This window comes from Nocardioides sp., assembly GCF_050699375.1.
Taxonomy (GTDB): domain Bacteria; phylum Actinomycetota; class Actinomycetes; order Propionibacteriales; family Nocardioidaceae; genus Nocardioides.
Genome location: NZ_JBOHDN010000229.1, coordinates 38,986 through 60,366, shown reverse-complemented (window position 1 = coordinate 60,366; position 21,381 = coordinate 38,986). Strand labels below are relative to the sequence as shown.

The following is a 21,381-nucleotide window of genomic DNA, read 5'->3' as shown; positions in this document are numbered from 1 at the left end:
GCCCGGGGCCCCTACCCCAAACCGGCCGCCGAGCTGGGCCTCACCATCTCCAGCCGAGCTCACACCCATCGGTGCTGCCGCAGAAACCAAGGCGCCGGCTGCGCCGGCGGGGCCGGGAGGAGGGAGGAGTACGCGGCCCAGGTCGTTCGAGGCCGCAGGTCAGGCGATTTCGCGTAGCAGCGGAACAGTCCAGAACATCGAAACAGAGGCCGAAACTACTAGACAGAAATGACAGACTAGACATACAATAGAGACAACACAGCAAGACAACCGGGACTCACCACCCCGGCAAGGAGCGCACCATGACAAAGAGCAAGAACCGCAGCCTCAACGCCGACCCCTGGGACCTCACCGAAGCCATCGCAGCCGCAGACGCCCGCCTCGCCCAGGCCATCACGGCCGCCCACCAGGCCGACATCGAGCTCGCTAAGTCAGCGGTGCACATCATCGCCCTCCAGGCGCGCGACCGGTTCCCCGCCGCCTGGACCGTCGTGCTGGAGTGGAGCGACCAGGGCGACCATCTCACCATCACAGGCCTCGCAGGCGTCGTCGGAGCACCGATCACGCCCGGCGAAGACACGTGGGAGGCCTTCCTAGACGACGGCGACAACTACGCCGCCAACATCGAGGGCCACACCGAATACATCTGGCTCCCCTACATTCGGCCACTCGACGGCCCCCGGAACTCAATGGACCCGTACCACCTCGACATCGCCAAGACCATCCACGACCTGGAGGCGACCCGATGAGCGTCCACATCGAGTGGCTCTACGCCCGCCACACCACCGCCGAGGTGATCGCCCCCGGCGAAGACTGGGTCGGCGCCGACCTCCAGCACCCCGACAAGCACATCCTGGCCCTCTCCAACGACGAGGTCACCGCCATCGAGGGCACCCCCGAGGAACTGCACGCGCTCGCCGACCGCATCCACGCCGCCATCCCCAGCCCGACAACTCCCCTCTCCTAATCAGCTCGCCCCAGGACCGGCCGGAACCCCCGGCCGGTCCACTCATTCCAGGAAGTGCAGGAAAACAGCGCGCACAACACTAGACAGGAATGACAGACTAGACATATACTAGAGACAACACAGCAAGACAACCGGGACTCACCACCCCAGCAAGGAGCGCACCGTGACCACCACCAGCGTCGAAATTGTGGCCGGCCAGGACGTCGAGATCATCGAGTACGACGTCAAGGAGACCGCCGCAGAGCTGCGGCAAACGCTGCGCGAGGAGTTCCCCGGTGTGAAGTTCTCCGTACGGATGGCCCGGGGCTCCGCTTACGGCTGGCTCGACTGCGCCTGGACCGACGGCCCGACGACCTCGCAGGTCCTCCCAATCCTGGGCCGGTTCGAGGGAAGCCGCTTCGACGGCCGAGACGACTCCTATCGCCAGGTCGCAGCCGCGACGTACGCCCGCGAGGACGGCAGCCGCTACAGCCCCAGGTACTCCAGCTGCGGCATCATCACGCACCGCACCCACTCCGCCGAGGCTCGGGCCTGGGCCGCCGGCGTCGTGACCGAGGGCAGCCACTGGTGGAGCCTCGGCGAGCAGCACGGCGACGCCGTCTACTACGGCACCCATCGGCTCCTGGACCAGACCGACCTCACCGACGGATTCCCTGCCGTCGCCCCCAAACCGAACTAGTCCCCGCTCAGCGGGCCCACGAGCGGCCGGGGGAGGGGGTGGCAGCCCCGACCCCTTCTCCGGTCATCCACGTACAGGCAGCGATCGAGGCGAAGTACAGCCCGTACTGCCTAGCAACTCGTGACTGCAATGACAGACGCGACAGCACGAAGAGACAACACAGCAAGACAACCGGGACTCACCACCCCAGCAAGGAGCGCACCATGACCACCACAGCCGCGGTCGCCGGAGCCGTGAACATCGAGCGTTGGGTGATCGTCGACGCAGACGACCGATACGCCGGCCAGTACCAGGCCCACGTCGCCCGGGCCACGATCACCGGCCACGACTTCTACGTCCGGATCACGCCCGGCAACCACGACACCTACCGCGCAGCCGGATTCCATGTCGAGATCGAGGACCGCGGCAGCGGCCTGGGCCGCCACTACCGCACCTTCCACGCGGACGCCGTCGAGGAGGCCAAGCGGCGCCTGCCCGCCGAGCTCGAGCACGACTACGCCGACATGGTCGCCGCGATGGTCAGCGCCACCGTGGCCGAGCACCGGGTGCCTCTGAGTCGCGCCGAGGTGATGGCGTGAGCAACCCGCAACCCGCCGCCCGGGTGCCGGAGCAGCCCAGCAGCGGGGGAGTGGTCGACGACACGACCTGGGAGCGCGTCCCCGCCGCCCTCCTCCTCATCGGTGACGTCACTGTGGCCGGAGTCGTCGAGCAGCCCACCTACAACGAGGAGCTGGACCGGATGGAGTTGGAGATCGACGGAACCCGCTACACAGCCGCCAGCGACGACAGCATCGAGCGCCGCGTACGCCGCAGCTGATCCCCGCATCAGCCCCCACGCGGCCCGAGAAAGGCGATCGGCCCCCGGCAAACGCTGGGGGCCGATCTAACACAGCAAGACAGGAACCACCCTGCCTAGCAGCCTCAAGCCTAGAGGCCGAAGGGCTCCGCCTGCCAGATCTGGCCAGACAGGAGAGGGGAGTAGGGGCCGGCCACCGGGGCCTGACGGGCGACCTGGCGGATTGACAGACTCGACAGGCAGCACGGGACAGACGCAGGACCTAGAGGCGGCACGATCAGCGCAAGAAACATTCATTACATACTAGACAGGAATGACAGACTAGACATATACTAGAGACAACACAGCAAGACAACCCGGGGCTGACCACCCCAGCAAGGAGCCAGCGATGCTGACGATCACCGACCTGTTCTGCGGGGGAGGGGGATCCTCGACCGGAGCGATCGCCGTGCCCGGCGTCGAGATCCGCATAGCCGCGAACCACCTGCCGCTCGCCGTCGAGGTGCACAACAGCAACCACCCCGACGCAGACCACGCCTGCGTCGACCTCCACGAGGAAGACCCGCGCTACTTCCCGCGCACCGACATCCTGTGGGCCAGCCCGGAGTGCACCAAGTGGTCCCAGGCCAGCGGCGGCAAGTACGCCTCGGTCTCGATGGAGATCGACTTGCTCGACCTGCTCGACCCTGAGCTGGTCGACGAGGACCCCGAGAAGGCCATCGTTCAGCGCTCCCGGCTGCTGATGTTCGACGTCCTCCGGTTCGCCGAGCACCACCGCTACGCCGCCATGGTCATCGAGAACGTCGTCGACATCGCGACCAACCCGAAGTACGCCGAGGCGTGGGCCCTTTGGACGAAGGGACTTCAGAACCTCGGCTACGACTTCCGCGTGGTCAGCCTGAACTCCATGCACGCCCAGGCCCACGGCGACCCCGCCCCGCAGTCCCGAGACCGCCTCTACGTCGTGTGCTGGCTCAAGGGCAACCGCGCCCCCAACGTCGACAAGGTCATGCGCCCGCTCGCCTGGTGCCCCAACTGCCAAGAGGTCGTCGAGGCCCAGCAGGCTTGGAAAAACGGCCGCCGCGTGGGCAAGTACCGCTCGCAGTACGTCTACATCCACGCCACCTGCTCGACCACCGTGGAGCCCGGTTACCTCCCGGCGGCCGCCGCCATCGACTGGAGCCTGCGAGGCAAGATGATCGGGAGCCGCACCAAGCCCCTGGCCGACAAGACCCGGCGCCGGATCGCGGCCGGGATCGCCCGCTACTGGGCTCCCTTCCACATGGAGCAGGGAGGCAACCAGTACGACGCCGCCGACCCGAAGCACCCCGCCTACGGCAACCCCAACGGCTACTACCGCACCTGGTCCATGTTCGACACCCTCCGGACCCTCCACACCCAGGAGACCAAGGCACTCGTGGTGCCCCTGGAGGGCCGCGCCGGCGACCGGGTGAAGTCGACCGACGACGTACTCCGTACCCAGACGAGCCGCCACCTCGACGCGCTCGCGATCCCCAGCGGAACCCCAGCACCCGCTTTCATCGCCGAACTGCGCGGCGGCGGATCGGACGCTCGCCCGACCAGCCACCCGCTCTCAACGGTCACGGCCTCCGGGAACCACCACGGCCTGGTCGTACCCGCAGGGGGCACGTGGAACGACGACGCCCGCTCGACGAGCGAGCCGCGCCGGACCATGACGACCCGAGTGACGTCGGCGCTGCTGACGCCCTACTACGGCGCTGCAGAGTCGTCGAAGCCCGCATCAGAGCCAGTCGGCACCCTGACCACCCGGGACCGCTACGCGCTGATCACCCGCCACAACTCCAGCAAGGGCGACGGCGCCGAGATGACCACCCCGGCGACCGAACACCTGCGCACCCTCACCACCACCGCACAGCAGTCGGTCATCACGCCCGGCGACATCGCCGCCGCAGAGGCCCAGGTCGACGACTGCCTCTTCCGCATGCTCGAGCCCCACGAGGTCGCCGCCGGAATGGCCTTCCCGACCGACTACAAGTGGGCCGGGACCCGGCGAGAGCGGGTCAAGCTCGCAGGGAACGCAGTCACGCCCCCCGCCGCCCGCGACCTCATCGCCGCCGTCGTCGAGGCCCTCTCCTAACCGGCCAACCCCAGGTGCTTCAGGGGCCGGGGCCCGCTCGGACTCGGCCCCGAAGCACCTGCCCGTCCTAAGAGGCCGGGGGAGTGGTCTCGCCAGGAATGACAGACCAGACATCGACCAGAGACAACACAGCAAGACAACCCGGGGGCTCACCACCCCAGCAAGGAGCGCACCATGACCATCACCAGCCCAGCGCCGACCAGGACCCCCGAGCGCGACACCTTCCTCGCGGTCGTGCTCATCGCCGCCGTCGGCCATAGCCGTTCCTGGTCCCGCTGCCGAGAGTTCCAGTGGTGGCTGCCCGGCTTCATCGGCGGTCACGCCCACCCCGCCCGGTCCGGTGGAGGAAACGCGTGGGTTCGCATCCTCGACGAGCACGAAGCCGAACACCTCGTCACCCTCGACACCATCGACGCAGGCCTCGCCGAGATCGAGCGTGCCTGCCCCGAGTTCATGGACGAGCTCGACCGTCGATCGATCCGCTTCCTAGACCGCCACAGCGCGATCCACCCTCACCGGGGAGCGCTGACCAGCGCCCAGCGACCGATGTCGCCCGCGTTGGCCGATCAGATCCTCCAGGTCGGCCTCCTCGGCACGCTCGTCTACGGCTGAGGGCGAAGCATCAACCAAGAATCCGCCACCGACCGGTCTGTCCGGCGTGAACATGTCGGAGCCGCGAACCAGAATGACCCTCAGACCCCCTGAACGGAGACCAGCATGAGCGCCAAGATCGAGCCGCCGACGACTGAGAACACCTCCCTCGGCGGTGCAGCCGGCGCAGGCCCTGGAGAACCCGGTCGAGGAGACGAAACCGAGCAGCTCCCCGACGAGCCCAAGTACGGCGTGACCTACAACCGCTCGTGGGCATGGACCGACCTCGCACACCCCGCCGTCAAAGGCGAGCACGGCGACTGCATCCACTGTCTCCACCTGAGCCATGACGCGATCGACGAGGCGGTTGAGACCGGCCGGCGCACCGCGACCATCGAGCGCGATGGTCACTCGCTGACCGTGCACGAGATGGTCGGTACCTCCGGCATCTCGTACATCGAGCCGGAGGAACGAGCCCGCCGTGCCGAGGACCGCCGGAGGCAGGCCGCCATGGTCGCGGCCGGTGCTTCCGCGCGAGATCTCCGGCTGCGAGAGAACGCCCAAGCCGCCAACGACGACCGCAAGGAACACTGAGATGAGCGAGAACTCGCCCGACCGTCCGACCTGGGATGAGTATTGGGCCCGCGTCGGGTCTGAGGACTTCCTCGCAGCCAAGAACCTCCTGGAGCTCTCCTCGATCCGGAACGACGCCGAGCAGTGGCTCGAATGGCACCAGGACAAGCAGTTCGATGACGACGGCAACCCCGCCGGATGGTCCGACCCGCACCCGACGCTCGATTGGGACGCCTGGGTGGCCGACTACGAGGAGACCGGCAGGGGTTGGTCCTCGACCGAGCACCGCCTCTTCCGGATCGTGGCCGCCCTGGTCGCCTCCGACGAGCGACCGTTCCCGATGCGGGAGACCCTCGGCTACCTCGGGAGCTGGGAGACCGAGGTGTGGCGAGTCCTCGTCAACTGGGGCACCGGCGGCAACAACCGGGAGTACCCCGGCCGGTCCACCGTGGTGCCCCGCCACTGAGCGACCGACCGGCGGCGGCTACATGCCACTTGCCGCAGCAGGCCCGGCAGTACCGGGGAGTGGGGGAGTGGTCGCTTTGAGGCGACCACCAAGCCAGAAGATCCTGGCGCTGTTGACGGGGAGGAGTAGAGGCGACGTGATCTCTGCGTAACGAGCTGTCGGACGGCCGAGAGTTGAGGGTGTGGCATGGGCCTCGTAACGAAGAAAAACATGCGGACACCACTAGACAGGAATGACAGACTAGACATATACTAGAGACAACACAGCAAGACAAGCCGTACCCGACCGTTAGGACCAGACCATGACCAACATCGACTTCACCGGCAACCTGGCCGAGGACCCCACGCTCTCCTTCACCCCGAGTGGTGTCCCGGTTGCGACCCTCGTCGTGATCGAGAACCAGCCGAAACAGAACTCGGCGGGGGAGTGGGTCGACGGTGAGCCCAACCGTCACCGCGTCAAGGTGTGGCGCTCGCAGGCCGAGAACGTGGCCGAGACCGTCCGCCGGGGCATGAACGTCATGGTGAAGGGCCGGCTCAAGACCGAGAAGTACGAGAAGGACGGCGAGAACCGCTACGCCACGATCGTCGAGGCCGACGCCGTCGGGGTCGCGCTGAAGTTCCAGACCGCCACGGTCGCGAAGGCGACCAAGTCCTACCGTGAGGTAGAGCCGGCACCCCAGGAGCCCGCTGGCTGGCACTGAGAGCCAGACAGAGGGGCGGCGCGGAAGCGTCGCCCCTTCGGGTTGAGACAGACTCGAATAGACCGCAGCACCAACTAAGGCGTAGGAGCCCCCATGACCACGTACGCGTTCGTCTCCCCGAAGGGCGGCGTAGCGAAGACCACGAGCGCAGCTGAAGCTGCGCTGACGCTGGCCCGTGCGGGCCGGAGGGTTCTGGCCTACGACCTCGAGCCGCAGGGGAACTTCGCAGCGCGTCTCGGGATCACGCCTTCGACGGACGTCCTCTACGTCGCTGACGACGTGCTGGACTCAAGGAGTGAAGCGACGCTCAAGAGCGCCGCGGTGGCATCGCCGGCGGTTCCCGGCGTCGACGTCGTCATCGGCACACGTGACCTGGCCCGCCGAGACTCCGAGTCCGAGACCGCTCACGCGATCCCCGACGAGATCGTTCGTCTCGGGGACGTGTACGACGACATCGTCATCGACACCCCGCCGAGCCTGCACCAGCTGGTGCGGGGCGCGCTGGTCGCGGCTGACATCGTGATCGCTCCGGTGCAGTGTGCGACGGAGGCGTACGAGGCCGTCGAGGACGAGCTGGTTCCCTACGTCGCGACCAGGGTCGCCGCCAGGATGCGTCCTGGCCAGCAGGTGCACTGGTTCATGCCGACCATGGCCTTCCCCAACACGAACTCGACCCGCGACGTCATCGAGCTCCTCCACGAGGGTCACCCGGGTCGCGTCACCGTGCCGATCCGGCACACCACCGAGGTCAAGGACGGATACACCTCCGGCCTCCCGGTCGGTCTGTACCGACCGAATTCCACCGCCACGCAGGACTACGCACTTGCCTTCAAGCAGGTCCTTGCCCCGTCCCTGTCGGCCGCTACCACCCACTGAAAGGAGTCCCGCCATGGCAACCACCCCCAAGCGCTTGTCGCTCGCGGAGCGACGTCGCCAGTCGTTCGACAACCTCGACGAGGAGCAGGAGGCCCAGGCGCCTGTTGAGCCCGTCGAGACGGTCTCGGCCGCCTCGAGCGCGCCGGCGCCCGTCGAGCCCCCGGTTGAGAAGAAGACCGCAGCCGAGACTCCTACGCCGGCGGCCGCTCCGGTGAAGGGAAAGGCGGCAGCGCCGGCATCCGAGCGGGTGAAGGCGAAGTCGGGTTCGAAGATTGCGCCGACTCCGCCGGCCGGGACGACCCGGGCAGGGATCTACTTCCAGCCCGACGAGTTCGAGGAGACCAAGGCCGCCTACCTCGCGGACTGGCAGAACGGCGGGGAGGCCGACACCTTCACTCGCTGGATCGCTGCAGCCATCCAGACGCACGCCGCGCGTACGCCGGCTGAGCGCAAGCAGCTGGCCCGACCGGAGGAACGTGCCGAGTCCCGTGGCCTGACGCGGACGTTCAACCTGGCCGACGAGACCATCGCAAGGATGCGCGCTGGCATCACGGCCGACCATGGCGCCAGCCGTTGGCTCTCCGACTCCTCGTGGTGCGGAGAGGCCGTCGCGGCCGCGGTGAGCATCGCCCGCGAGCGAAACGGTGGCGTGCTGCCGAAGCCGCCGGCGCGGCTGCCCAACCGCCTCAAGCGCTGATCCACACACCCGAGACCACGTCTCGCTTACCCTGAGTAGAGAGGAGGAGCTGATCATGGACACCACCTTCGACGTCGAGACCCGCTGGCCCGACCTGTTCGATGGGCTGACTGCCGAGCAGCGCAGCACCGTCATCGACACTCTGGCGAGCGCCTGGCACGAGGGCCACGTGCCCGAGCGCGAGCGCGTCGAGATCCTCGTCGCGTTTACCCGCGGCGACATTGACGCCGCTGAGTCGGCACGACGCACCGCGTCGTTTCGTGCCCGGCGCCGTGCTGGCGCTGACCGCCACGCCTCCTGAGCAGGCGCTCGCCTCGATCGTCGACCATGAACAGCTCGAGCCCTGACGATAGGACTCCCACGTTCGACACGTGGGAGTCCTATCTGTATCCGGAGACGATGACCGACGGCATCACCGGGACTCTGCGCAACATCCCCGGATACAGCGACCACGAGGAGCTGCAAGCCTTCGAGTACGACGAGGTCCTCGACCGCGAGATCGAGCTCCGAACCGGCCAGGTCGAGCTACCCCCTACCTACGACGCAGACCATCTACGTGCGATCCACCAGCACCTGTTCGGCAACGTCTATGAGTGGGCCGGCGACTACCGCGCGATCAGCCTCCAGAAGGACGCCACCCGCTTCGCCGACCCGACCGAGATCGACGACTACCTCTCGGTCGCGAACAAGACCATCGTCGAGGCCGACTGGGCCGACCTCGATCACAAAGGCTTCGCCGACGTCACCGCCGAGATCTACGCCAACATCAACCAGGCGCACCCGTTCCGCGAAGGCAACGGACGCGTCGGCAAGGTGTTCATGTCGCAGGTCGCGGAGCTCTCAAACTTCCGGATCAGCTACGACCCGCAGCTCACCCACATCACCGCCGAGCTGTGGAACCAGCAATCGATGCTCAGCGCACCGGACTTCGGTCAACGTACGCCGGACCCCGCTCCGCTACGTCCGATCTTCTATGCACTCGCCCAGCCGACCGCCGGCGGTCCGACCCAGACCGTCGCGCTCGCGCGAACGGTCAGAGCCCGAAGCCTCGCCGGCGAACGCTCGATGTCCGAGATCCTCAACCAAGCTCGCGGCGCCCAACCTGCGTCATCGCCGACGCCTCCCGAGGACCTCGGCCCGACCAATGCGCCGAGCCGCTCACCGCGACGCTGACGCAGCAGCGTCACGGGGATCGACCTGCAGCGCCCGGGCGCACGCGCCACCTGCGGCAGCTACCGCGCAACCTGCGTCGTCCATGGGTGCGGCAGGTTGCGTCGTCTGCCGCAACTGCGTCGGGGGCTCGGTACGTGCGTCGCCTGCGGCGCCTGCGTCCGTGCCGCAGCACCTCCGCTGCGTCACGTTGCGTTGCGTCACCCGCTGCGCCGCGTCGCCGTCGCAACGTGCGTCGCCTGCGCCGCTGCGTCTCGGGCTCGGCAGCGTCGGTCGACGCTGCGTCACTCTGCGGCGCAGCCGCGCAGCACGACGCGTGCTGCGTGACCCGCTCTTGTTGCGCCGCGTTGCGCCGTGCGGCAGTCCGAGCTGACGCAGCTCCTTGGCAGTCCCATCCGGCCCGGCGCGGGCTGCCCGCGCATTCGTCCTCTACCCCTCCTCCTCATGGCGCCGTGGGTGATCTGCGTTCCCCGGGCTGCGCTACGTGCAGCCGGCGGGTGGTTTGAATCCCGACTCTGTCCCGCCGACCAGTCCGGATCGCTGCGCCAGGTCTTCCGGCGGGAGCAAGATGTAGGATAGGGTGCCCCTAAGTGGTCGCTTCGCGACCGGGCGCCCAATCCGAAGGTCGGCCGCTGAGCGCGCGGCCGAGCTGAAACGAAGGAGGTGAAGACGATGACCACCAGTGACGATGAGCGTCACGGCGCTGGCCGGCGGCGCAAGCGGAACGTTGGGGGACGTCGTCCTCACCGCGCCGTCATCCGCCACACCGACGAGGAATGGGCCCGGGTGCAGGCGATGGCCGCGCACCTCGGCGTGAGCGTCCCCGGCCTCTATGAGAGGGCGATGTTCGCGGGTTCCGTGCAGGCGGCGGCTGGCGTGGAAGAGGCAGTGCTCGGCATGCTCGGCGCTCGCCGGCTCCTCGCCAACGCGGCCAACAACCTGAACCAGATCGCGCGCCTGGGAAACTCCGGGGAGCAGATCAACGCCGCGCAGCTCGAGCAGACGCTCGCGTTGTTCGTGACGGCGATCGCCGAGCTGCGTGACGAGATTGCGAACCTTCACCGCTTCGTGCCCGGCATCGAGGAGGACCTGTGATCATCAGGGTCCTCGGCACCGGCAAAGACGCGGCCGGTCTGGCCCGGTACCTCTACGGGCCCGGCAAGGCCAACGAGCACACGAACCAGCGCATGGTCGCCGGTAGCCCCGAGCTCCACGCCGAGTGGGGTGACGCTGCGCTGACGTCGCGCCAGGCGACGCAGGTCGGGCGTCTCTTGGAGGCGTCGTGGCGACGCCAGTACGCACCGGAGCTCGCGCTCACCGGTGCGGGCTTCGGCGGTATTAGCCGCGAGAACCTCAAGGCTGGTGAGGGGGCAGTGGCAGGGCAGGCACACGTGTTCCACGCGACGATCTCGCTCAGCGCAGCCGAGGGGAAGATCGGCGACGAGCAGTGGCAGGAAGTCGCGGAGCGCTACATGCGGGGGATGGGCTACATCGACAACCCCGACCACCCGGACGCGGTCTGGTTCGCCGTTCACCACGGCGAGTCGACGAACGGCAACGACCACATCCACATCGCGATGTGCAGCACGCTGCGTGACGGCTCGATGCTGCCGGTGCACAACTCCGGGATCCGCTCGCAGCAGGTCCGGCGCGAGACGCTGGAGAAGCTCGACTTCATCACCCCGCTGCACGACGAGCAGCACCAGGCCAACACCCCGACGCTCAAGGGGCACACCGCCGCCGAGCACAACATCGCCCGCGAGCGCGCGGCGGCCGGCACAGGCCCGGCAGAGCCGGACCGCGTCATCCTGCAGCGCATCGTCCGCGGCGCGGCCGAGCAGTCGAGCACCGAGAGCGAGTTCATCAACAACGTCCTCTCGCACCGCGGCGTACGCATCGAGGCCGCCCGCTGGGAGCCCGGCAACCGAGACCACGTCACCGGCTACAAGGTCGGGCTGCGTGGGGGAGTGGGCTTCACCGCGAGCAAGCTCGCCTCTGACCTGACGCTGTCGAAGCTGCGGAAGAACTGGACCGAGACACCTGAGTCCGCACAGTTGGCCCGTGACTTGTGGGCCGGCGACGCCACCAAGCTCGACCCACTGCAGGTATCGGGCGACGTCGACGCCGATCTCACCGCCGCCACGCAGAACCTGCGCAACTTCAACGAGCACCTAGCTGGGCTGGACCCACACGACAAGGCCGCCTGGAACGACGCCGCAGCTGGCGTCACCGGTACGGCCACAGTGCTGGCGACCGGCCGAGGTACGGAGTTCAGGACGCACGCTGGTCGGGCAGCTGACATCTTCGCTCGCCAAACACTCGAGGACACCTGGGACACAACGCCCTTCCCGGAGCCGAAGGTACCGACTGGGCTCAGCGGTGCGGAGAAGGCAACCCGTCACATCCAGCTCGCCCTCCGGGCCGGGGGATCGAACAAGCACGCCGGATGGTTCGCCGTCATCCAACAGATCACGCGTGCAACAGACGCGATCAGCGACGCCCGACAGGCTCGCGGCGAGCATGCCGCCGCGGCTGCACTCCGCAACAGCGCGCTGCCCGTGCTGAGAGAGCTTGAGCGGTACGTCTCGACCGCGCAGACCGATACCGCGTCGACGACGGGTGCGCGGACCCCGAGCGAGAGCGAGTCTGAACGGATCCTGCGGGAGCGCCGTGGGCAGGAACGGACGCCTGTGGCTTCACCGGAGGAGATGACCGAGGCCGCGCGGGAGGCCGCATCGCGCGCCGCGCACGGTCGTCGCCCTGACGGTTCCCCGACTGGCGCACCTCTAGAGTCGGAGAGCCAGCCGGCGATACCCAGCGCTGCACCCGGGGCTGAGCAACAGCGTGGAGACGAGCGACGGCCAGGTCGTGGCCGATGACCGCGGGTGTGGGCAGCCCCTCAGGCACTGAGCTCGCCCGCGTGCAGTGAGGGCGTTGCTAACACGCCGGCCGCAGCGTCGAGTTCCGAGCTGGACATTCGGATGGCGGCGAAGCGGAAGGTCAGACCTAAGGCCCCGTGAACGGCCCGCATCATCTCCTCGACGACCGCGCGATCTCCCACGGGGTCGGCATCCTCGTGCTTGACCTTCTCGAGCGCCCGACGTGCAGTGACCAGCGAAGCCACCGCGGCCTCTCGGAAAGGTTCGACTTTGTCGGGAGAGGAGTCCGGACCGTAGACGAGGCACAACACCTCCGCCCTCTTGGCAGGACGCAGCACGCCATCCTTCTCGTAGATCAGATCCCGGGTCGAGCCGGGGTACTTGGCCTGTACCCAGCCGACGACGTCGACCCCCTTGAGCTGAGAGCGAAGGGACTGGTCGATCAACTCGACGAGGCTGCTCGCGGCCTGGGCTGGGCCGTCGGCGGAGTGGTCCAAGGCGTCCCGCGCGCCGAGCACCTTGCGAGTCAGAGCATCGTTCACCAGGCTCAGCCGCCGCTGCAGATCCTGAGAGACGAGGGGTCTGATCTCCTCGATCGCCTGCAGGACGGCGTCGGCGTCGAGATCCACATCGTCATCGGTGGGGAAGAGCCGATCTAGGGCGTCCCGCTCCATCGCATCCAGCACATGTGCGATGACCTTGTCGAGCTGCAGCACGGCGCGGATTAGCGCTGCGGCCGGATCCGTGGGCGCTCCAAGACCCATGGCTGCAATCTGGTTCGCGGTCAGTACGGAGAGGGAGTCTTGGAATGCGACCACCATCGGGCGCGCCAGGGTGAGGCCACGCTGCGTGGCCGCGAGCACGGTGGCGGAATCATCCTTGACCGCCTGTGCCAGTCGGTCGTACGCGGCAGCGCCGAGCAGCTGGCGGTAGAACTTCCGTGTCTCGGGCCGGGCGACGTGATTCACGATCGCGTCGATCTGGGACTCACTGATGGTGATGACCTCCTCGAAGGTCACGTCGGACTCGGCCTCGAGGGCCGTCATCGCCGCGTCGAGCCGCTCGAAGATGTCCGTGTCGTTCTCGTCGTCCATCACCGCGTGGCACATCACCACGACCCATTCGACCATGGCCACGGCGACCGAGGAGATGCGCATGATGGCCAGTCGCTTCTCGCCGATCGATCGCAGCTCGCCCGCGACCCGCGAACGCCGCTGGGCCGGTACGACGAACGGGTTGTGTTCTGCGGCCACGACTATGGCCGATGGTGAGTCTTTTTCCACCGTTTGTTCCCCCCGGAACACAGGGCAGCCTGCGGCGATTGGCCGCAGGCCGCGCATTGCGACGAAATCCTCTGGGAGGCTCGTCGATCGAACGTCTGTTCCCAGTGTCTCATGGAGCAGCGACATTCCGACGGTGTCGCTCGGGTGTCTCCGCGGCGCGGCGCCCCCGCGATGCCCTATGGCGTTGCCGGAAGGTCCGAGACGGCGGGCTGCACCCGCATGGTCACAGCTGGCCGACGCAAGGATCGTCGGGATGCTCAGTTGGGCTAGAGATCGTCATCCTCCGTGTCGATGGTCAGTGTGGATCCATAGGCGAGGAAGGGAGTGAGATCGACATCGTTCGCCGCGATCGGTATAGCGACCGATCCTGTGCTTCGGCCCCGGATGTTCGTAGCCGTGGCTGTCCAAGTGGCCGTGACCTCGCCGCGAAGGCTGTCGCCGGCGACAACAATGAGGCCTGCGGAGAGGCTGGCCGAGGAGTGTGGCCTCAGGTCGATCGGAGGGAAGGTTACGGTCGAGCTGCCTCCGTTCTCGATCCGGGGAGACGGGCCGGTGACTCGGTGGTCGATGGTAGGCAACTCGTACCGCATCCCGCCGAGGTTGGGCATTCGGTTCTCAACCCAGGGGCCCCAGGGACGCGGCCGTGCGGGGACGTACGGGTCGAGACCTTCGAACAACGGCACCTCGTCGAACGCCTCGACGTCGCCTTCCAGATGGACCTGGACTTCGAGTTGGTGAAAGTTCTCCTCGGTCAGGTTCTGCACGTCGAGCTCCACCGGCGCGGAGAGCGCCTTGTGGAGGTCGGGCAGGGCGAGGGGGAGTGCGACCAGACAGTCTTGGAGGTACCTCCGAACCTCGTCCTTGTACTCCTCCTCGGTACGGGTCTCCGCGTGCTTGGTCTCGAACGGAGACGGGTTGAAGTTCACGTTCCGGAGGACCTGGCTCGCGGCCATGAAGCTCCGCTGCTCGTACACTGAGACGGGGTGTCGCCCCTCAGGGGGCGGGGGTGTCAGCGCGGCGAGGAGCCGTAGCTCTTCGGCTGCGATCCAGTCCTTGAGCCACGTCGGCGAAGCGGTGAAGCGTGTGATCCCGGGATCCACGGTCGCCGAGACGGCGACTTTGAAGGCGGGGCCCGCCGTGGCTGTCAGCCGGGCCATCAGCACCTGGAGGTCAGCTGGGGAGGCGAGCTCGGACTTCCCCAGCCGACGCACGTAGATGTCGCCCGCTCGGACCATCCCCTTCTTCCCAGGGTCCGGGTCGCCGCCGGCCTTGGTGATGCAGTAGATCGGATCGCCGGGCCGCGGCGCATCGACGATGATGACCAGCACCTGCTTGCCCTGATGGCGGTGATACTGCGCAGTCCACCGGGGGGACGGGTCGCCGAGGAACGGCTCGAGCCAGTTCGTCAGGTCCGCCGGGTCGATCGGCACGTCGACGACCTTCCCCGGCTCCAGCCCGACAGTGATCACGGCACGACCGCCGAGGTGCGCCGCGGCGCGGTTGACCTCGCGGTTAGCAAAGGCGATGATGGCCTTTGCGAGCACTGGCCGCTCAACCCGCTTGCTCAGATTGAGGTTGGCCTTGAACTCGATCCAGTCAGACTCGTCCGAGGGTGACGCTGCGTCGACGGCGGCGAGAAAGGTCGACCACTCGGCCAGGCTGAACGGCAGGCTGGTGGTGTCGTAGTCGATCAACGTCTCCCCCTTAGGATCGGATCCTTGAGCCACGCTAGTGAGCGTTGACGTCAATGACGAGCCGGTTCGCCATGGTGCATGGTAAGTGCCACCGTGAGGCCGATACCGAGATTGACTGGTATGGGCCCATTGGTTCTACGACCGTGGGTCAGAAGGGCACCTCATGGGTGCGTCGTGACCCAGTTGCGCGGGCGTTCGATATCGAAGCCTGGCGTGACGGTTCGAGTACCTTCGTGCATCGAGTCAGCGAGTCGCGGGTTGCGAGCTCGAAGGCAATTCCCGCAGGAATGTGTCGGTAAGGGCTTTCGCCATGGTCCGCAGGTCGCGCCCGCTCGCGATGGAGAGTGTCTCGGTGACGGCGGTGATGGCGCGTGTGCTCACCCTGAGTGATGCACCAAGGGACTCCCAGCCAGCTAGGCCGTAGATCACGTCGTCTTCGATGTAGCGGTGGTCGAACGAGATGGGCGCGGGTGTCGACGAAAAGCCCGGGAAGGACTCCAGCGCCTCGCCCAGCGATGTCCCGGCCATGCCTTGGTCACGGTAGAAGGCGAGGGCAAGATCTAACGCGGTAGCCAACTCGATCCCGAGGGCACGGCCTATGGCGACACGTTCAAGGTCGACTGCTTCGGCGTAGAGGGAGCCAGTACGGACGGGGCTTCCCCTGTACAGCTTTTGTGGTGGAGCTTCCGGATCAGCTAGGTCCGTGAGGTGGGCCAAGAGCAGGGGGCCGTGAAGAACAACGTTCGAGCTTGAGAGCTCGGCCTCGGCCGCGGTGACTGGGACAACGGAATCGAGGTACGGCTCTAGGCTGCGTGCGAGCACAGCGGCGGATTCCACAGTGACCCCTCCCAACGGGAGTCCCTTTTTCATGCCTCGGATCTGGATGCGGTCCTCGGTTACGTCGCCGACTGCGGGGAAGCCTGCCAGGACCCCGGTGAGCAGGGGCGAGATTTCGCGTGCGCCGACCAAAGCAGCCCATCCGGCGAAAGTGGCCGGAGCGTAGACAGTGGGGGTTGAACTGCATGCGGCGGCCAGGTGGGGTCCTCGGTGATGCAGATCGTACGGGGAAGCGAACAGCAAGATCATGTCGGCGTCTGGTGCGGGCCCGACGATCAATTCGATCTGGTGATCGCTTCCGTTGGGTAGGACCACGTGGTGGGTGCCGGAGACAAGCGTTCGGGGTAGGGCGGTGGCGCTCGACGAGGGGTCGAGTGCCACCGCCTCTCCGGAGAGCGCTGCTGCGGCCGCTGCGGCGGCGATGGCCTGCGTGGACGCTCCCTTGATGACGAGCATGCTCAGACCGTCACGATTCGCTCGGGGCGGAACAGGGACAGTCGCGAGTCAAGCTCGCCATGGGCGATCTCGCTGGCGGCGAGGCGGCCCAGCAAGGGACCAAGGGTGCCACCGCTGTGGGTGACCATCAGGTAGAGCCCCTCGCGGCCAGGCACCTGGCCGATTACAGGGTGGGAGTCGCCCGGGATCGAGCGGTAAGCGACGCGGGCGCCCTCGATCGCAGCCCCGTCGAGGCCGGGGAGGTACTTGACGGCGCGGGCGAGGATTTCCTTGCCGACGTCGGGGATCGGGTCGAGGGCCGCGTCGATCGCAACGGAATTGTCGAACTCCGGCGATCGGGCAAGGACGCGGCCGGCGCCTTCGGGTCGCAGGTTGACGTCAGGGGTATGGACGAAGGCCTTCAGCACGATGGGGGAAGGGCCGGTGTAGATGTTGAACCCGAGGCTGGGGGCCATGGGGAGCTGCACGCCGGCGGACTTGACCACTTCGTCGGACCAGCGGCCGGTGCAGATTGCGACCACGTCGGCCGAGATCGTCGTGCCGTTCAGAAGTACCACGCCAGTGACGCGATCGCCCTCGGTCGTGACCGACTCGACCGGCGTGTTCGTGTGGATCGCCGCCCCGTTGGCTGCGGCTCGATGTGCCAGTTCCCCAATGAGCTGCGGCAGGTCCGACATTCCTTCCCACGGATAGTAGGCGATCTTGTCGACCTCACCAGGGATGCTCAGGTAAGGCTCGATCTCCTTGATTCGCTTGGGGGAGAGGAGCTCGGCGGGGTATCCCCAGGACCGAAGGCGCTCGACGTGCGCGGCGAGCTTGTCGGCCTTCTCCGGGGTTGCCCACTCGAGGTTTCCGTCCGCGTGGTACCAGGGGGAGTAGCCGAACTCGCGGGCGACGGTTGCGTGCTCGGCCATGCCGCTCACGTTGAGTAGGTGGTACTCGTAGGGCTCTTTGCCGCCGGAGTTGAACCATCCGGTGCCGACCATCGAGGTTCCGGCGCCGATCTGGCCAGCCTCGAACAGTTCCACCTCCACTCCTTCGGTTGAGAGTCTGTAGGCGAGGGCAGTGCCGAGAATTCCGCCGCCGACGATGACTGTCTTCATAAGTTGAAACCTCCATGGGTGATCACCCGGACACGGCTCGATGGTGCGGGTGCGGGAATTGCGGGCTCGGGCGAATAGAAGAGCTCGCAATGTAACTAGTTTCATACTTTTCTCGACTATGCGCAAGAGGGTGATGCTGGTCCGCTTATTCCGGAGCGTTGGCGGTGCTAGGGTCATCGCGTGCAGTCGCGGCAGCAGTTGGATGCCCTGGCCTCGGGCTCATCGGCTTCGGGGCGACGTCGACCTACCATTGGGGACGTAGCGAGGCTCGCGGGTGTGTCTACCGCGACGGTGTCGCGAGTTCTGAGTGGCACCGCGAAGGTGAGTCCGGCCAAACAGGCCCAGGTCATGCAGGCAATCAAGAAGCTTGACTACAACCCGAGCGACCTGACCCGCGCGATCTTCACGGGCCGTTCCAACAGTGTCGGCCTTCTCGTGGCGGACCTGCGTAACCCGTACTACGTCGACCTGATGCGAGGTGTGGAGTCGGTGGTCACCGAGCACGGTGGCCTGGTGTTCCTCGCGAGCGCGGCTCGAGACCCCGATCGTGAAGCGTCGGTCTTGCGAGCCATGGATGCGCAGCGTATGCGGGGGCTTGTGATCACCTCGGGCCATGACCCGATCGATCACGCAGCGTTAGGACGGCTGGCCGACCACGGCACGCAGGTCGTCTTTGTCACACGTCCCGTCGCGCTTCCACATCCTCGGGTTCACAGTGTCCGCGTGGATGACGAAGCGGTTGGAGCCCTGGCGTGGCAGCATCTGCGCGACCGAGGGCGATCAAACGTGGCCGTGGTGACCCAGTCGGCATGGTCGCTGACCCAGCGTGAGCGATCGCGCGGCATACGCACTGCGGCACGCATAGACCATGTCGACATACCCGAGGAACACATCACAGAGCTGAGCTCCCTGGAGGAGCCTGCAGACGGCTTGCGGGCAGTCATCGAGGCCGGTCGTGATGCAGGACGCCCCATCGACGCGGTTTTCGCGACAAGCGGCATCGCCACCTTGCGCGCCTATCAAGAGCTCGCCGACATGGGCATCAGCATCCCGGACGACGTCGCCTTCGTCGGGTTTGATGACTTTCCCTGGGCGGCACATCTGAAAACACCGCTCACTGTCGTCACTCAGCCGGCGCTTGAGATCGCCACGCAAGCAGCGCAACTAATCATCGACGAGCCCGAGGCCTCGGTGACGAGGATGCTCGCGCCAGGTCTTACGGTGCGCGCCTCGACCTGATCAAATGCGGGGCGGCCGCGGGCGGTATCGGGGTGTTGGCGTGTGCAGCCAGCCCCGGCGGCAAGCGATCGGCTGACGGATGCGCCGAGAGCGGGGCTCGTTCGCCCGACTTGCCGTGGTGCCTGAGTCAGGTGCATCTCAGCGCGTACCCGAGCTTGTGGGTTGGCCCGTTGGGTCCGCTCTCCTGCTCCCGTTTCATGGCTCGTTCATGCTTTCAAGGCTGTCGCCAATAAATTTTGTGAAACTAGTTACACAGAATCCTTGACTTGCCCTGCCCCCAAAAGGTCATGATGAGCGACATGCGCTCAGAGACAACGACCGCGGGACCCGCAGACGAGCCACTGCCAACATCAGTTGAGGCGGCCCGACGTGAAGGCGAGCCGAGCCTGCTCTCCGTTCGAGACTTGACCGTCGAGATCCCCACTGAGGCAGGTATGACGACACCCGTTGCCGGGTTGAGCTACACGCTGGCTCCTGGGGAGATTCTCGGCGTTGTTGGCGAGTCGGGGTCAGGCAAGTCGATGAGCGCGTTGTCGCTGTGCGGGCTGGGCCCGACACAAGCGATGACGGGCGGTTCGGTTCAACTTCGCGGCCAGGAGCTGCTCGGGCGAAGCGACAGGGCACTGCGTCAGATCCGCGGCCGGGACGTCGGCTACATATTTCAAGACCCCCAGGCAGCCCTGAACCCACTGATGACGTGTGGGGATCAGATTGCCGAGACCTTGCGAGCCCACAAGAACACCCCTCGAAGTCAAGGCCGCAAGCGGGCCGTAGAGCTCTTCGAGGCTGTGGGTCTCAGCAACCCCGCTCAGCGTGCCCGCCAGTACCCGCACGAGCTTTCAGGTGGCATGCGGCAGAGGGTCATGATCGCCATGGCCATCTGCTGTGACCCGTCGGTGATCATCGCCGACGAGCCGACTACCGCGCTGGACGTGATCATCCAGGGTCAGGTCATCAACCTGCTCCGCGATGTTCGAGACCGTACAGGCGCCGCCATGCTCTTCATCAGTCACGACTTGAACCTGGTTGGCTCCCTTGCAGACCGCATCCTCGTGATGCACGGTGGCCGTGTCGTCGAGGAAGGATCGACGGCCCAGATCATCGAAGCCCCGAAGCACCCATATACCAAGGCACTTCTGGGATCGTCGCCCGACCTGCTAGGGGAGCGGGTCCAACAATTTGTCGGCGTCGACGAGCGCATCTTCGACGCGATGCGCAACGGTGATGACGACGCGAGCAGTCCATCCCCTGAGGATGCGGCACTGCGACACGCCGAGGCCCTCGAAGATCTGCTAACCGCTCGTGATCATGAGCAGGCCGGCTCACCCGAACAGCCTGTGCATCCTGCTGACGACGCGGAACCGGTCAGTTATGGGACAACCTATGCAGGAGACGGTGCGTCGGTACTGAAGATCCGTGAACTGAGCGTGCGTTTCGGTATGCACGGCAAGGTCGGGCGGAAGGCAGCCGCTGTAACAGCGGTGGACGCGGTGAACCTCGAGGTGAAGAAGGGGCAGATCCTCGGCGTGGTGGGGGAGTCTGGGTCCGGTAAGACCACGTTGGCCCGCGCTCTGGTCGGCCTTGAGCGCCCCAGCGAAGGAACGATCGTCTATGACGGAGTCGAGGTCTTCCCCGTTCCCGGCCGTCGACGTTACACAGCACCACGGTCCATCCAAATGGTGTTCCAGGATCCCAACGCTTCCCTGAATCCTCGAATGCGGGTCGATGACCTCGTCGCGGAAGGCCTCGACATCCGGGGATCCGCCAAGAGTAAGTCAGAACGTGACGCCAAGGTCTGCGAGCTGCTCAACCGCGTCGGCATCGACCCGGAACTGCGCCGCCGCTACCCCCACCAGTTTTCCGGAGGCCAGCGGCAACGTATCGCCATCGCCCGGACCCTAGCCGTCGAGCCCGACTTGCTCGTTTGCGACGAAGCGGTGTCATCGCTCGACGTGTCGATCCGGGCACACGTGCTCAACGTACTGCTCGCTGAGCGCGCCCGATCCGGCCTCTCGATCGTGTTCATCGGGCACGACTTGAGCGTCATCCGCCACCTAGCCGATTACACGGTCGTCATGAGTCGCGGCCAGGTGGTGGAGCACGGCTCAACAGAGGACGTCATCTTCCGTCCCCAACATGCATATACCAAGCAGCTCGTGGCTGCCAGCCAGTACCGGTTCGAACGTCAAGGCGTCGGCTGAGCGACCACGGCCTCTCATTTGAGTAGGCCCCCGTTCGGTCACCCTTCGCCCA

22 protein-coding genes are annotated in these 21,381 nt (G+C 66.5%); 18 read left to right on the top strand and 4 right to left on the bottom strand.

From position 1 onward, the window contains the following. Positions 1–302 precede the first annotated feature (302 nt). From ACRDPS_RS16830 to ACRDPS_RS16755, 16 genes are all read left to right on the top strand, one after another. Positions 303–749 (top strand): hypothetical protein, encoded by a 447-nt coding sequence (locus ACRDPS_RS16830; protein WP_431502807.1) that lies wholly within the window; start codon positions 303–305, stop codon positions 747–749. Continuing rightward, positions 746–967 carry a hypothetical protein gene (locus ACRDPS_RS16825; RefSeq protein WP_431502806.1) on the top strand — a complete coding sequence of 74 codons (222 nt, stop codon included), beginning with the start codon at positions 746–748 and terminating at the stop codon, positions 965–967. Before ACRDPS_RS16830 ends, ACRDPS_RS16825 begins: the two co-directional genes overlap by 4 nt. 163 nt (positions 968–1,130) lie before the next feature. Beyond that, positions 1,131–1,646, top strand: a complete 516-nt coding sequence (locus ACRDPS_RS16820; RefSeq protein ID WP_431502805.1) for an LPD29 domain-containing protein — start codon at positions 1,131–1,133, stop codon at positions 1,644–1,646. 203 nt (positions 1,647–1,849) lie between these two features. Continuing rightward, positions 1,850–2,224 carry a hypothetical protein gene (locus ACRDPS_RS16815; protein ID WP_431502804.1) on the top strand — a complete coding sequence of 125 codons (375 nt, stop codon included), beginning with the start codon at positions 1,850–1,852 and terminating at the stop codon, positions 2,222–2,224. After that, the gene (locus ACRDPS_RS16810; protein ID WP_431502803.1) at positions 2,221–2,463 is read left to right on the top strand and encodes a hypothetical protein; all 243 of its coding nucleotides are present in this window, start codon (positions 2,221–2,223) and stop codon (positions 2,461–2,463) included. Before ACRDPS_RS16815 ends, ACRDPS_RS16810 begins: the two co-directional genes overlap by 4 nt. A gap of 367 nt (positions 2,464–2,830) precedes the next feature. Continuing rightward, entirely contained in the window at positions 2,831–4,561 is a 1,731-nt protein-coding gene (locus ACRDPS_RS16805) for a DNA cytosine methyltransferase (RefSeq protein WP_431502802.1), read from the top strand. Positions 4,562–4,735: 174 nt separating this feature from the next. Further along, entirely contained in the window at positions 4,736–5,173 is a 438-nt protein-coding gene (locus ACRDPS_RS16800; protein WP_431502801.1) for a hypothetical protein, read from the top strand. Between the two features lie 105 nt (positions 5,174–5,278). Then, positions 5,279–5,746 carry a hypothetical protein gene (locus tag ACRDPS_RS16795; RefSeq protein WP_431502800.1) on the top strand — a complete coding sequence of 156 codons (468 nt, stop codon included), beginning with the start codon at positions 5,279–5,281 and terminating at the stop codon, positions 5,744–5,746. 1 nt (position 5,747) lies between these two features. Then, positions 5,748–6,191: a hypothetical protein gene (locus tag ACRDPS_RS16790; protein WP_431502799.1), complete on the top strand. Its 444-nt coding sequence runs from the start codon at positions 5,748–5,750 to the stop codon at positions 6,189–6,191. A 301-nt stretch (positions 6,192–6,492) separates the two neighbouring features. Continuing rightward, positions 6,493–6,894 (top strand): single-stranded DNA-binding protein, encoded by a 402-nt coding sequence (locus ACRDPS_RS16785; RefSeq protein WP_431502798.1) that lies wholly within the window; start codon positions 6,493–6,495, stop codon positions 6,892–6,894. Positions 6,895–6,987: 93 nt separating this feature from the next. After that, positions 6,988–7,770 (top strand): ParA family protein, encoded by a 783-nt coding sequence (locus ACRDPS_RS16780; RefSeq protein WP_431502797.1) that lies wholly within the window; start codon positions 6,988–6,990, stop codon positions 7,768–7,770. Positions 7,771–7,783: 13 nt separating this feature from the next. Beyond that, entirely contained in the window at positions 7,784–8,467 is a 684-nt protein-coding gene (locus tag ACRDPS_RS16775; protein WP_431502796.1) for a hypothetical protein, read from the top strand. 55 nt (positions 8,468–8,522) lie between these two features. Beyond that, entirely contained in the window at positions 8,523–8,768 is a 246-nt protein-coding gene (locus tag ACRDPS_RS16770) for a hypothetical protein (RefSeq protein WP_431502795.1), read from the top strand. Positions 8,769–8,866: 98 nt separating this feature from the next. Continuing rightward, positions 8,867–9,640, top strand: coding sequence for a Fic/DOC family protein (locus ACRDPS_RS16765; protein ID WP_431502794.1), 774 nt, complete (start codon positions 8,867–8,869; stop codon positions 9,638–9,640). A gap of 669 nt (positions 9,641–10,309) precedes the next feature. Then, positions 10,310–10,732: a plasmid mobilization protein gene (locus tag ACRDPS_RS16760; RefSeq protein WP_431502793.1), complete on the top strand. Its 423-nt coding sequence runs from the start codon at positions 10,310–10,312 to the stop codon at positions 10,730–10,732. Next, positions 10,729–12,516, top strand: coding sequence for a relaxase/mobilization nuclease domain-containing protein (locus ACRDPS_RS16755; RefSeq protein WP_431502792.1), 1,788 nt, complete (start codon positions 10,729–10,731; stop codon positions 12,514–12,516). The genes ACRDPS_RS16760 and ACRDPS_RS16755 overlap by 4 nt, the downstream gene beginning before the upstream one ends. Before the next feature lie 20 nt (positions 12,517–12,536). Here ACRDPS_RS16755 and ACRDPS_RS16750 read toward each other — a convergent pair whose 3' ends face one another. The 4 genes from ACRDPS_RS16750 to ACRDPS_RS16735 form a co-directional block, all read right to left on the bottom strand. Further along, positions 12,537–13,856, bottom strand: coding sequence for a hypothetical protein (locus ACRDPS_RS16750; RefSeq protein WP_431502791.1), 1,320 nt, complete (start codon positions 13,854–13,856; stop codon positions 12,537–12,539). A gap of 209 nt (positions 13,857–14,065) precedes the next feature. Next, positions 14,066–15,526, bottom strand: a complete 1,461-nt coding sequence (locus ACRDPS_RS16745; protein WP_431502790.1) for an AlbA family DNA-binding domain-containing protein — start codon at positions 15,524–15,526, stop codon at positions 14,066–14,068. Between the two features lie 210 nt (positions 15,527–15,736). Continuing rightward, the gene (locus ACRDPS_RS16740) at positions 15,737–16,786 is read right to left on the bottom strand and encodes an NAD/NADP octopine/nopaline dehydrogenase family protein (protein ID WP_431502789.1); all 1,050 of its coding nucleotides are present in this window, start codon (positions 16,784–16,786) and stop codon (positions 15,737–15,739) included. 2 nt (positions 16,787–16,788) lie between these two features. Beyond that, a complete protein-coding gene (locus tag ACRDPS_RS16735) occupies positions 16,789–18,015 on the bottom strand; it encodes an NAD(P)/FAD-dependent oxidoreductase (protein ID WP_431502788.1) in 1,227 nt (408 codons plus the stop codon). A 54-nt stretch (positions 18,016–18,069) separates the two neighbouring features. On the opposite strand from ACRDPS_RS16735, the gene ACRDPS_RS16730 reads away from it, so the two are divergent. Together ACRDPS_RS16730 and ACRDPS_RS16725 are read left to right on the top strand one after the other, a co-directional pair. Further along, positions 18,070–19,128 (top strand): LacI family DNA-binding transcriptional regulator, encoded by a 1,059-nt coding sequence (locus ACRDPS_RS16730; RefSeq protein WP_431502787.1) that lies wholly within the window; start codon positions 18,070–18,072, stop codon positions 19,126–19,128. Positions 19,129–19,532: 404 nt separating this feature from the next. Then, on the top strand, positions 19,533–21,329 hold the full coding sequence (locus ACRDPS_RS16725) for a dipeptide ABC transporter ATP-binding protein (protein WP_431502786.1): 1,797 nt from the start codon (positions 19,533–19,535) through the stop codon (positions 21,327–21,329). Positions 21,330–21,381 lie beyond the last annotated feature (52 nt).